At 65.8% G+C, this 12,263-nt stretch carries 10 protein-coding genes and 1 pseudogene; 2 read left to right on the forward strand and 9 right to left on the reverse strand.

What is annotated here, in order from left to right; genetic code table 11:
- Nucleotides 1–22: 22 nt before the first annotated feature.
- Nucleotides 23–400 carry an RNA polymerase-binding protein RbpA gene (locus TV39_RS10690; protein ID WP_043481418.1) on the forward strand — a complete coding sequence of 126 codons (378 nt, stop codon included), beginning with the start codon at nucleotides 23–25 and terminating at the stop codon, nucleotides 398–400.
- Here the strand turns inward: TV39_RS10690 and pgl are convergent.
- From pgl to tkt, 6 genes are all read right to left on the reverse strand, one after another.
- Entirely contained in the window at nucleotides 371–1,189 is an 819-nt protein-coding gene (pgl, locus tag TV39_RS10695; protein WP_043481420.1) for a 6-phosphogluconolactonase, read from the reverse strand. The genes TV39_RS10690 and pgl overlap by 30 nt on opposite strands.
- On the reverse strand, nucleotides 1,179–2,120 hold the full coding sequence (locus TV39_RS10700) for a glucose-6-phosphate dehydrogenase assembly protein OpcA (RefSeq protein WP_043481422.1): 942 nt from the start codon (nucleotides 2,118–2,120) through the stop codon (nucleotides 1,179–1,181). Before TV39_RS10700 ends, pgl begins: the two co-directional genes overlap by 11 nt.
- The gene (zwf, locus tag TV39_RS10705; RefSeq protein ID WP_043481423.1) at nucleotides 2,117–3,679 is read right to left on the reverse strand and encodes a glucose-6-phosphate dehydrogenase; all 1,563 of its coding nucleotides are present in this window, start codon (nucleotides 3,677–3,679) and stop codon (nucleotides 2,117–2,119) included. The genes TV39_RS10700 and zwf overlap by 4 nt, the downstream gene beginning before the upstream one ends.
- Before the next feature lie 15 nt (nucleotides 3,680–3,694).
- A complete protein-coding gene (locus tag TV39_RS10710) occupies nucleotides 3,695–5,332 on the reverse strand; it encodes a glucose-6-phosphate isomerase (protein WP_043481425.1) in 1,638 nt (545 codons plus the stop codon).
- Between the two features lie 6 nt (nucleotides 5,333–5,338).
- Nucleotides 5,339–6,454 (reverse strand): transaldolase, encoded by a 1,116-nt coding sequence (gene tal / locus TV39_RS10715; protein WP_043481426.1) that lies wholly within the window; start codon nucleotides 6,452–6,454, stop codon nucleotides 5,339–5,341.
- A 63-nt stretch (nucleotides 6,455–6,517) separates the two neighbouring features.
- Nucleotides 6,518–8,635: a transketolase gene (gene tkt, locus TV39_RS10720; protein WP_043481428.1), complete on the reverse strand. Its 2,118-nt coding sequence runs from the start codon at nucleotides 8,633–8,635 to the stop codon at nucleotides 6,518–6,520.
- Nucleotides 8,636–9,073: 438 nt separating this feature from the next.
- Here tkt and TV39_RS10725 point away from each other — a divergent pair, with 438 nt between their 5' ends.
- On the forward strand, nucleotides 9,074–10,033 hold the full coding sequence (locus tag TV39_RS10725) for a heme o synthase (RefSeq protein WP_043481430.1): 960 nt from the start codon (nucleotides 9,074–9,076) through the stop codon (nucleotides 10,031–10,033).
- A 314-nt stretch (nucleotides 10,034–10,347) separates the two neighbouring features.
- Here the strand turns inward: TV39_RS10725 and TV39_RS10730 are convergent, their stop codons facing one another.
- From TV39_RS10730 to TV39_RS10740, 3 genes and pseudogenes are all read right to left on the reverse strand, one after another.
- A complete protein-coding gene (locus TV39_RS10730) occupies nucleotides 10,348–11,292 on the reverse strand; it encodes a COX15/CtaA family protein (RefSeq protein ID WP_043481431.1) in 945 nt (314 codons plus the stop codon).
- Nucleotides 11,293–11,299: 7 nt separating this feature from the next.
- Nucleotides 11,300–12,058 carry an ABC transporter permease gene (locus TV39_RS10735; protein ID WP_043481433.1) on the reverse strand — a complete coding sequence of 253 codons (759 nt, stop codon included), beginning with the start codon at nucleotides 12,056–12,058 and terminating at the stop codon, nucleotides 11,300–11,302.
- Nucleotides 12,055–12,263, reverse strand: a pseudogene (locus tag TV39_RS10740) (ABC transporter ATP-binding protein); the annotation flags it as partial. The gene TV39_RS10735 and the pseudogene TV39_RS10740, both read right to left, overlap by 4 nt.

Below are 12,263 nucleotides of genomic sequence, written 5' to 3' on the forward strand. Positions count from 1 at the left end.
GTCGAGTAGCCAGGAGTTCCCGATGGTGCATGCTGCTTCAGGGTTCCGGGGAACCCGCGTGGGGGTGGCCGAAGGGTCAGCCCCCAGAATCCAGCCAAACGACGTTGTCGGTGAACGCTTGCCGCGTATTCGTGTTTCCTATTGGTGCGCCAAGGGACACGAGACGCGGCCAGTTTTCATTAAGCTCCCGGAAGACCAGATCCCCGTCATCTGGGACTGCCGCCGCTGCGGCGGCCCTGCGTCGCGGGACGAATCACGGGCCGAGCTCCCGCCCCATTCCGAGGAAGGCTACAAAAGCCACCTTGAGTACGTTAAAGAACGACGCTCCAGCCAGGACGCCGAAGACGTACTGGCTGGAGCGCTGGAACGGCTACGAACCCGCGGGACCCTTTCGGACTAGCTGCTCGGGCACCCTTGACGCCGCATTCTCGTCAATCAGCCAGAGCGTCCGTGTGCGCCCGGTAGGTCCTGCCGCCGGGACCTGGACGGGGTTGGCGCCGGCCAGGGCAAGGCCTACGGCACCTGCCTTATCCTCGCCCGCTACGACCATCCACACTTCACTCGCGGTGTTGATCGCCGGCAAAGTCAGGGAAATCCGTTCGGGCGGCGGCTTCGGAGAATTGCGGACACCCACCACCGTGAGTTCCTTTTCCCTGACGCCTGCCTGCTCAGGGAAGAGCGAAGCCACGTGGGCATCCGGACCCACGCCAAGAAGGACCACATCAAACCGCGGAAGCTTCCCCGGGTTCTCGGGACGGTCATCTGACATGTCCGCGGCGTGCTCCGCCGCCGCTGCCTCGGCAAGACGGCGGGCGTAATCCGCTGCGGCGTCCTCCGGGCTGTCGAAGTCGTCCGTGGATGCCGGCTCATGCACCCGGTCCGGGTCTACCGGTATGTGCGAAAGCAGCGCTTCGTGTGCCTGGAGGGTGTTGCGGTCGATGTCGGAACTTCCGACAAACCGCTCGTCGCCCCACCAGAAGTTAACCTTGGACCAGTTCACCGCCGGAGCCGCCGCCGAGTCGGCAACCGCCCTGAGCGTTCCGATGCCCACAGTGCCACCAGTGAGCACCACAGTCGCCTCACCGTGTTTGTCCTGGACGTCCACCAGTTTGGTGATCAGCCGGGCTGCAATGGCAGCCATTAAAACGGATGAGTCGGGGTGGATGCTTACTCTGGGATCAGCGCTCACTGGGACGGACACTCCTTAGATTTGTACGGGGCAGTCCAATAGTAATCACTTCACCGAAGACTTCGTCCGGATCCAGGCGCCGAAGTTCTTCGGCGAGGCAGTCCCTCAGGCTTCGGCGCGGCAGCGAGATGCGCTGGGCGGGCTGGCCCGGCTGGGTCAGTTCAGCGACGGACAGTCCCGGACGGAACAGCTGGACGTCTCCGCTGGGACGGCTCAGCCGGACGCGGCGGATGCCGGTCCCGGCGGGGTCCGCCACGATGGTCACCGGCGCGTCCAGGGCCAATGTCAGCCAGGCTGCGAGCAAGAGGGTGCTGGGCGAGTCCGATGCGCCTTCAACGGCAACGGCCGTGACCGGTGAGGAATCGACCTGGTCCAGAACCGCCGCCAGTTGGATCCGCCAGTTGGTGAGGCGGGTCCAGGCGAGGTCTGTGTCGCCGGCTTTGTACGTGTTGCGGATGTTGTCCAGTGCCTTTTGCGGGTCCTCCTCGTTGGCGGAGTCGGTGATCCGGCGGTGGGCTATCCGGCCGATGGAGGTTTCGCAGGCACTCTTGGGGGCGCCGTGCGGCCACCAGGCCACAATGGGGGCGTCGGGAAGCAGGAGCGCGGCAACGAGGGATTCGCTTTCCTCAGCGAGCTCGCCGTATCCGCGCAGCACGATCACTTCGGAGGCGCCGGCGTCCCCGCCCACGCGGATCTGGGCGTCCAGCCGGGTGGGGGCCTGGGCCCCGGCATCCGCGAGGACGATGATCCGGCAGGGGTGCTCCCGGCTGGCTTCGTTGGCCGCCTCGATTGCTTCTTCCTCCAGTCCGGACTTGGTGACCACCACGAGGGTGAGCACGCGTCCGAGCGCGATCACGCCGCCCTGCTCGCGCAGGGACATGATCTTTTTGGAGATGGCGGAGGTTGTTGTATCGGGAAGATCTACGATCATGGCCTTCTCCAGGTTCGTCCGTCACGGGCAAGCAGCTCATCGGCCGAGGCGGGGCCCCAGCTTCCCGGGGCGTAGGGCTCGGGCTGTTCGCCGAGGCTTGCCCAGTAGTCCTCAAAGGGGTCCAGGATCTTCCAGGACAGTTCCACCTCGGCGTGCCGGGGGAACAGCGGCGGTTCGCCGAGCAGCACATCCAGGATGAGCCGCTCATAGGCTTCCGGGCTGGACTCGGTGAACGAGTGCCCGTAGCCGAAGTCCATGGTCACGTCGCGGACTTCCATCTGCGTACCCGGAACCTTCGACCCGAAACGGATCGTGGCGCCTTCGTCGGGCTGCACCCGGATCACCACGGCGTTCTGGCCGAAGTCGTCCTCGCCGTGATCCCGGAACAGCAGATTGGGGGCGCGCTTGAAGACGACGGCGATTTCCGTCACGCGGCGTCCCAGCCGCTTTCCGGCACGCAGGTAGAACGGCACACCGGCCCAGCGGCGGGTATGGATGTCCACCCGGATCGCGGCATAGGTTTCGGTGGTGGAGTCGGCCGGAATGCCCTCCTCCTCCAGGTAGCCCACGACCTTTTCGCCGCCCTGCCAGCCGCCGGCGAACTGACCGCGCGCCGAATGGGTGGACAGGTCCTCCGGGAGCTTGACCGCGGCCAGGACCTTTTCCTTCTCAGCCCGGAGATCGTCGGCGTTGAAGGAAATGGGTTCCTCCATGGCCGTCAGCGCCAGGAGCTGGAGCAGGTGGTTCTGGATGACGTCGCGGGCCGCGCCCACGCCGTCGTAGTAGCCTGCCCGGCCGCCGGTGCCGATGTCCTCGGCCATGGTGATCTGGACGTGGTCAACATAGTTGGCGTTCCAGAGCGGCTCGAACAGCTGGTTCGCGAACCGCAGCGCCAGGATGTTCTGGACCGTTTCCTTACCCAGGTAGTGGTCAATCCGGAACACAGCATCCGGCGGGAAGACGGACTCCACGATGTCATTCAGCTGCCGGGCAGACTCGAGGTCGTGCCCGAACGGCTTCTCAATGACCACGCGGCGCCACTTGTCACCCTCGGCCTGCGCCAGGCCGTGCTTGGACAGCTGGCGGCAGACTTGTTCAAACGCCTTCGGAGGGATGGACAGGTAGAACGCGTGGTTCCCGCGCGTTCCGCGCTGCTCGTCCAGTTCGTCGATCGTGTCACCGAGCCGCTCAAAGGCGTCGTCGTCGTCGAACTCTCCCTGGACGAAACGGATGCCCTCGGAGAGCTGGTTCCACACTGCCTCGTCAAACGGGGTCCGGGCGTAGGCCTTGACGGACTCCTTGACCTCGGCGGCGAAATCCTCGTTTTCCCACTGCCGCCGGGCGAAGCCCACCAGGGCGAAGCTCGGCGGCAGCAGGCCGCGGTTGGCCAGGTCATACACGGCAGGCATGAGCTTCTTGCGGGCGAGGTCGCCGGTAACCCCGAAGAGGACCAGCGATGAGGGGCCGGCAATGCGGTTCAGCCGGCGGTCCCGAGGGTCCCTCAGCGGGTTGCGGCCCCGCCCTGCTGACTTCCTGCTGCCGTTTTCAGTATCTGGCATGGTTGTTTCGGTGCCTTAGCTTTCAGTGTGGGTTGCTGCCTGGCCGGCGAGCTCTGAAACAATGTCCTGCAGCTGCTTGACGCCGGCTGCACGGTCAGTGAGGTGCAGGCGGAGAACCGGACGTCCGTGGTCGCTGAGGACCTGGGCATCACCGGCGGCCTGCGCCGAGATCAGCTCACCGAACGTGAACGGCCGCTCCGGGATGGAGAGGTCCGTTGCGGACTCGGCCGTGACCTGCAGGAACACCCCGATGGCGGGTCCGCCCTTGTGGAACTGGCCCGTGGAGTGCAGGAAGCGCGGGCCCCAGCCGAACGTCACCGGGCGTCCGGTGGCTGCTGCCAGCTGGTCGCGGACACCCTCGAACGGCGCATATGCCAGCCGGTCGAAGTAGGCCTGGACACTGAGGTAGCTGTCTTCGGCAAGCTGGGCGAGCAGCGCCGACACTGCGGCAGACGCCGTTGCGGCGTCTCCCAGCCAGTCGCCGCCGCGGACCTCGATGGCACCGTCGACGAAGTTGGCCGGAGTCGGTTCCGGCTGGGCGTCCAGCAGGCCGCGGGCGGCCACCTTGGCGGCCTCGACGTCGGGCTGGTCAAAGGGGTTGATGCCCAGCAGGCGGCCGGCAACGGCCGTGGCGAATTCCCACACCATCATCTGCGTAGCCAGGCCGCCGGCAATGGCGACCTCGTTCTCGCCGAGCTGGACGTCGTCGGCGTCGGCGGCTACCAGCCGCACCACCAGGACGTCGGCCGCGCCGGAGGTGACTTCCGGTGCTGACGGGCCGGCGACGACCGGCAGAACACCGGTGCCAAGCTTTCCGGTGGATTCGGCGATGAGCTGTTCTGCCCAGTCGGCGAAACCGACGATGCCTGATCCGTCCTCCGCAATGACGATCTTGTTGCGGAGCGGGTTGGTGCCGCCCAGCGCGGTCCCCAGGGCGAGGCCGATGTTTTCGGGCGCGTCGTCGTTGAGGATTTCGGCTGCTTCTTCGGCCTCATCCAGGAACGCCTGGATATCCACTCCGGCCAGCCCGCAGGGGACCAGTCCGAAGGCGGTCAGCGCCGAGAAACGTCCGCCGACATTGGGGTCGGCATTGAAGACGGCGCGGTAGCCGGCCTCCCGTGACGCCTTGTCCAGCGGCGAACCCGGGTCGGTGACGATAACGATGCGGCTCTTCGCGTCGACGCCGGCATCGGTGAAGGCCTGCTCGAAGATCCTCCGCTGGGAATCCGTTTCCACGGTGGAACCGGACTTGGACGAAACAACAATGGCGGTTTCGGCCAGGCGGTCCACCAGGGCGGCACCGACCTGTTCGGGGTCGGTGCTGTCCAGCACAGTCAGCTCGACGCCAGCGGTGCCCGCGATGACTTCAGGAGCCAGCGAGGATCCGCCCATGCCGCAGAGGACGATACGCGTGACGCCCTCTTCCTTCAGTGCGTCTCGGAGTTCCAGGATGTCGCTGACCAGCGGCTGGGAGACGGTTGCCGCCTCGACCCAGCCGAGCCGGATGGCGGATTCCTGTTCGGCGTCCGGACCCCACAGGGTATGGTCCTTCGCGAAAATCCGCGTGGCAATGCGGTCTTCCAGCAGCGCGGGGAGGTGCTGTTCAAGGGCCTCGCGGGCTGCGCCGGTGGCGTCGTAGCTGAGGGTGCTCATGATGGGTTAGGAAGCCTTCCGTGCAGAGGCCAGGGCGCCTTCGACGTCACCCAGGAGTTCCTTCCAGCTGGCCACGAACTTGTCCAGGCCTTCGGACTCAAGCAGTGCTACGACGTCGTTGTAGGAAATTCCCAGCGCGTCGAGGGCGTTCAGGGTTGCGTTCGCGTCGTCGTAGCCGCGGGTGACGGTGTCGCCGGTGACCACGCCGTGGTCAAACGTGGCGTCGAGGGTCTTCTCCGGCATGGTGTTGACCACGCCCGGTGCCACGAGTTCGGTGACGTAGAGGGTGTCCGGGTAGGCAGGGTCCTTCACGCCGGTGGAGGCCCACAGCGGGCGCTGCGGAAGGGCGCCGGCTTCGGCCAGCAGTGCCCAGCGCTCGGTGGAGAAGAGCTCCTCGTAGACCTGGTAGGCCAGGCGGGCGTTGGCCAGGCCGGCTTTGCCCTTGAGAGCCTTGGCTTCGTCGGTGCCGATGGCGTCGAGGCGCTTGTCGATTTCGGCGTCCACGCGGGAGACGAAGAAGGACGCCACCGAATGGATCTTGGAGAGGTCGTGGCCGTTGCCCTTGGCCTGCTCCAGGCCGGACTGGAAGGCATTGATCACGGCGCGGTAGCGCTCCAGCGAGAAGATCAGGGTCACGTTGACGCTGATGCCCTCGGCCAGGGTTGCCGTGATGGCCTCGAGGCCCTCAAGGGTTGCCGGGATCTTGATCAGGACGTTGTCCTTGTTGACCTTCTTGTACAGGTGCTTGGCTTCGGCGATGGTGCCGGCGGTGTCCCAGGCGAGGCGGGGGTCCACTTCGATGGACACGCGCCCGTCCACACCCTTGGTCGCCGCGGCGACGGGGGCGAACAGGTCGCAGGCGTCGGCGACGTCGGTGGTGGTGATTTCGAAGACGGTCTCTTCAACGGTGGCGCCGGCAGCCGCCTGCGCCGCAATGACGGCGTCGTAATCCGTGCCGGAGGTGATCGCGGCGTGGAAGATGGACGGGTTGGTGGTGACACCAACGACGTTCTTCTCTTCGATCAGCTTGCGGAGCGTGCCGGTCTGCAGGCGGCCGCGGGAAAGGTCATCGAGCCAGATCGAGACGCCGGCGTCCGAGAGCTGCTGGGTGGGGGTAGTCATGTCATAACTCCTGGAAATCAGGGGTTCCGGGGGCGCAACGTCCCCCGGAACCGTGGGGGTTGATCAGTTGGAGAGGCCGGCGAGGGATTCCTTCGCCGCGGCAGCAACTGCTTCTGCCGTGATGCCGAATTCCTGGAAGAGGCGCTTGTAGTCGGCGGAGGCGCCGAAGTGCTCGAGGCTGATGGAACGGCCGGCGTCGCCGACGAATTCCTTCCAGCCCAGGGCCAGGCCGGCTTCGACGGACACGCGTGCCTTCACGGCCGGGGGCAGGACGGCGTCGCGGTAGGCGGCGTCCTGCTTGTTGAACCACTCCACGCAGGGCATCGACACCACGCGGGTGGGGATGCCTTCGGCCTGGAGGGCTTCACGGGCGTTCACGGCCAGCTGGACCTCGGAACCGGTGCCGATCAGGATGACCTGTGCGTCGGCGGTCTTGCCGTCCTTGGATGCCTCCGCCAGGACGTAGCCGCCCTTGGCCACTCCGGACACGGCACCGAAGGTGTCACCCTCGGCATCGCCTTCGCCGCGGGCGTACGTGGGGATGTTCTGGCGGGTCAGGACGATGCCGGCCGGGTTCTCGTGGTTTTCGAGCATGGCCTTCCAGGCAGCGGAGACCTCGTTGGCGTCACCGGGACGGACAACGTCCAGGCCAGGGATGGCGCGCAGGGAAGCCAGCTGCTCCACCGGCTGGTGGGTGGGGCCGTCTTCGCCCAGGCCGATGGAGTCGTGCGTCCAGACGTACAGGGACGGGACACCCATCAGCGCGCCGAGGCGGATGGCCGGGCGCTGGTAGTCCGAGAAGATCAGGAAGGTGCCGGAGAACGCGCGGGTCTTCCCGTGCAGGGCGATGCCGTTAACAATCGAGGCAGCAGCGTGCTCGCGGATGCCGAAGTGCAGCACCCGGCCGTACGGGTTGCCCTTCCACGCATCGGTGGACCGGGACACGGGGATGAACGAAGGCGAACCTTCGATGGTGGTGTTGTTGGACTCGGCGAGGTCGGCCGAACCGCCCCACAGTTCCGGCATGACCGGACCGATGGCGTTCAGGACCTTACCGGACGCAGCGCGGGTGGAGACGTCCTTGCCTGCTTCGAAGACCGGCAGGGCCGAGTCGAGTTCCACGGGGAGCTTGCGGGCCTCGACGCGTTCGAGCAGCGCGGCGGCGTCGGGGTTGGACGCCTGCCAGGCCTCGAAGGAGTCCTGCCATTCGGCACGTGCGGCGGCACCGCGGTCGACGACGGAGCGGGCGTGGGCCAGCACCTCTTCGTCAACCTCGAAGGACTTCGCGGGGTCAAAGCCCAGCACGTTCTTCAGCGCTGCGACTTCCTCGGCACCCAGGGCCGAGCCGTGGATCTTGCCGGTGTTCTGCTTCTTAGGCGCCGGGTAGCCGATGATGGTGCGCAGCGACACGATGGAGGGCTTGGAGGTCTCCGCCTTCGCAGCGAGGAGCGCCGCGTACAGTTCCTGCACGTCTTCCTTGTATTCGCCGGTCTTCGTCCAGTCAACACGCTGGACGTGCCAGCCGTAGGCTTCGTAGCGCTTGAGGACGTCCTCGGTGAAGGCGACGTCGGTGTCGTCTTCGATGGAGATGTGGTTCTCGTCGTAAACCACCACAAGGTTGCCGAGTTCCTGGTGGCCGGCCAGCGAGGAAGCCTCGGAGGTCACGCCTTCCTGGAGGTCGCCGTCGGAGGCAATGACCCAGATGGTGTGGTCGAACGGGGAGGTGCCGGCGGGAGCATCGGCGTCGAACAGGCCGCGTTGGCGGCGCTGGGAGTATGCGAACCCGACGGAGGATGCAAGGCCCTGGCCCAGCGGACCGGTGGTGATTTCCACACCGGCGGTGTGCTTGTACTCCGGGTGGCCCGGTGTCAGCGAACCCCAGGTGCGGAGCGCCTTAAGGTCGTTCAGTTCCAGGCCGTAGCCGGAGAGGAACAACTGGATGTACAGCGTCAGGGAGGTGTGGCCGGGGGAGAGGATGAACCGGTCGCGGCCGATCCAGTCCGGGTTCTTGGGGTCGTGGCGCATCAGCTTCTGGAAGAGAAGGTACGCAGCCGGGGCCAGGCTCATCGCGGTGCCCGGGTGGCCGTTTCCTACCTTTTCGACCGCGTCCGCGGCCAGAATGCGGACCGTGTCAACGGCTCGCTGGTCCAAACTGGTCCATGACAGTTCTTGCTCTTCCAAATGTGGCACGAAAACCGGGCCCCTCTCTGTGCTGACGGCAGGTGGTACGAACAGGCCGGAGCGGGGACACACATAATGGCGCCCGCTGCGGTTAGTACCAGCCGTTCACCATTGAAACGTTGATCTTCATTCAGTCGCGTTCGAGAATCCGGGAATGCGCATTCCATTGGCATTCCTTGCGTGCTGATCTGCAGACAGCTTAGCCCCATTCCAAGGGCTGGTCAGCGTATATCTCACTAAGTGGACTGAATTTTCCTTATATGAATCACCGCGTCGGACGGCGCCAGTGAGGATCGGTTAACCTGCCGGAATCATCGAGGCTTTGGACCCCGGAGAGCCACGGTATGATATTCGGAGGCCACCGCCGGAGGGAGCGAGCCCGTTTTGGGCCGCCGCCGCTGCGAGAACCAGCCGGACTGAACAGCCAGACAGAACAGAGTGACTGCCACCGTGAGCACAACAGATACGCCGCTGAACGCCTCCCGGCTCCCCGGAAAAATCGGGATAGCCCGTAAAGCGAAGGCGTACCTTGCCCTCACAAAACCGCGGGTCATCGAGCTGCTCCTCGTGAGCACGCTGCCCACCATGATTTACGCGGAACGCGGATTTCCGTCCATCGGGCTCATTCTTGCGACGCTCGTGGGCGGGGCATTCGCGGCCGGCAGCGCCGGTGCCTTCAACTGCTACATCGACCGTGACATCGACAAACTGATGCACCGGACCGAAAACCGCCCCCTGGTCACCGGCGAAGTGACTCCGCGCGAGGCGCTGGTGTTCTCGTGGCTGCTGGGTGCGGCCGCCATCGCGATTCTTTGGTTTGGCGCCAACCCCCTCTCGGCGTGGCTTGGCCTCGGGGCCATTGTGTTCTACGTGGTCATTTACACCATGATCCTCAAGCGCCGCACGGCCCAGAACATTGTTTGGGGCGGCGCTGCGGGATGCTTCCCGGTGCTGATTGCCTGGTCCGCGGTCACCAATACTGTGGAGTGGCCGGCAATCGTCCTTTTCATGGTGATCTTCCTGTGGACCCCGCCGCACTACTGGCCGCTGTCCATGCGCTACGGCGAGGACTACCGGAACGCCAACGTGCCGATGCTCGGGGCCATCGCCGGTGCGAAGGTCGTCTCCGTCCAGGTTGTCCTCTACGCGTGGGCCATGGTTGCCTGCTCGCTGCTGCTGATCCCCGCCGGCGGAGCGGGCTGGGTCTACACGGTCACCGCCGTCGCTGCCGGCGCCTGGTTCCTGTATGAATCGCACGCCCTCTACAACCGCGCCCAGGGCGGCGACATCTCCAACAAGGGCGCCATGAAGGTCTTCCACGGTTCCATCAGCTACCTGACCCTCCTGTTCATCGCACTGGCTGTCGACCCCTTCGTGGGTTCATCCATCATGGGCTAACCCCTAACCCCACGGGACGCTCTCTCACATCTTGTCGCTTGAACCAGGACGCTCTCTTACCACGCAAGTGAGGATCGCCCTGTTTGTCGTCCGAGGTGAGAGAGCATTGGCAAAAACACTGCAGGATCTGAGAGAGCGCCGTGGGGTTGTCGTGGCATTCACGTCAGGGGGCAAAGGGAAGCACCCCGGTCAAGGTGACCGGGGTGCTTCGCGCTTCTACGTGTTACCCGGGTTGGCTGACCGCTTCGGGGCTGCCTCACCAGGGCCGGCACTGTTGCCTGAACGCGCCCTGCGGCACGCCTGACCGGACGGCCCTACTTGACCGGGCTGAACCGCGCCAGGTCTGCGGCGTTCGTGGCGGCGCTCATGAGCAGCGCAGCTCCGAGCATGTGGGCGCCCACCAGGAGAGCGGGAATGCCGTTGTAGTACTGCGTGAAGCCAATAACTGCCTGCAGCACCGTGACTCCCAGCAGCATCAGCACGGCAGTGCGGAACGGCCCTCTGATCCGGTCCCGGAACACGAGGAATACACCGAAGAGCGCGCCGGCAGTGACAAGGTAGGCGGGCGCGGCGTGGATGTGGGAGAAGAGGTCCCAGTCCAGGTCGTTTCTGGGGGCGTCGGCGTCACCCGCGTGCGGTCCCGCCCCTGTAACCACCACTCCGAGCGTCACGGCGACGGCGGAAAACAGCGCGACGGCGGCCATCACCGGCCGTGCGGCGCCGGGAAGGGCGGGAAGCGCGACGGCGGGAAACCGTCCCGTGCGCCCATAGGCCCGGTTGACCAACAGCGTCGCAATAACGACCAGGGCCATCGACACCAGGAAGTGGAGCCCCACGACCCACGGATTGAGCTGGGTGAGTACCGTGATGCCGCCGATGACTGCCTGTGCCGGGATGCTTGCCAGCAGGCCCAGGGCCAACAGGAAGAGGTCCTTGCGCTCCTTGCGGAGGTTCCACAAGTACACCAGCATGAGCACTGCGATCGCCGCCAGCGCAAACGTCAGGAGCCGGTTCCCGAATTCGATGAAGCCGTGGATGCCCATTTCCGGGGTGTTGACCAGGGACCCGTCCGTGCAGCGCGGCCACGTGGGGCAGCCGAGGCCGGACGCGGTCAGGCGTACGGCGCCGCCGGTCACCACGAGGACCGTCTGTCCGATGAGTGAGAGGACGGCCAGCCTGCGCACGGTCGCGTTGACCGTTACGGGCAGCTTGGACGTCATGCGTCCGAGAATCTGGGGGAGGCGCGATGCCGTACTCACGGTTTTCTCAATTCCACTTGAACCAACGGATGGCCGCTGCACCGGCAATTGCCGTCCAGAGCAGCAGGATTAGGGTGGCGCCTCCATTGAAGGTGCCTGCCAGGAAGGCGTCCCGGAGCGCCTCGCCCAGCGCCCCGGAGGGCAGGAAGTGGACAATGTCCCTGGCCGGTCCGGGCAGCCGCTCGGCGGGAAGAACAATTCCGCCCAGGGCTCCGAGCAGAATCCACAAAAGGTTGGTGATGGCCAGGGTGGCCTCCGGCCGGACTGTACCGGCGACCAGGAGGCCCAGTGCGGTGAAAGCTGCCGCCCCCAGCACCAGCAGTACCAGCGCCGGAAGCCAGCCCGCCGCCGTCGGCTGCCAGCCGAGTGCGAAAGCCACCACGCCCACCACGAGTACCTGAAGGACCAGTACGGCCAGCACCGCCAGGATCTTGCCTGCGATCAGCCCGGCGCGGCCCAGGGGAGTGGTGGACAGGAAACGCAGCACTCCGTACCGGCGGTCGAAGCCGGTGGAGATGCCCTGGCCGGTGAAGGCGGTGGACATGGCGCACAGGGCGAGGATGCCTGGCACCGCCACGTCAACGCGGGATCCGCCCAGGCCGTCCAACAGCGGGGTAACAGTCAGTCCCACCAGGGCCAGCAAGGGCAGGACGATCGCCAGGATGAGCTGCTCCCCGTTGCGGAGCATTGTCAGTGCTTCGTACTTTCCCTGGAGCAGGATGCGACGAAGCAGCGGGGCAGGAGCGCTGCCGAGGACCCGGCTCATCGGATCTCCCTTCCCGAGATGTCCAAAAATACGTCTTCGAGGCTACGGGCCTCCAGGCTCATGGAGCCGGGCATGATGCCGTGGGCAGCCCACCAAGCCGTCAGCGAGGCAAGGTCTTCCGGGGTCAGCGCGCCGGTTGCGGCATAGCTCCCGGCTCGGGTTTCGCGGACGTCCACGGCGGGGGGCAGCACGCCAGTGAAGTCCA

It is taken from the genome of Arthrobacter sp. SPG23 (assembly GCF_000876655.1).
Taxonomy (GTDB): domain Bacteria; phylum Actinomycetota; class Actinomycetes; order Actinomycetales; family Micrococcaceae; genus Arthrobacter.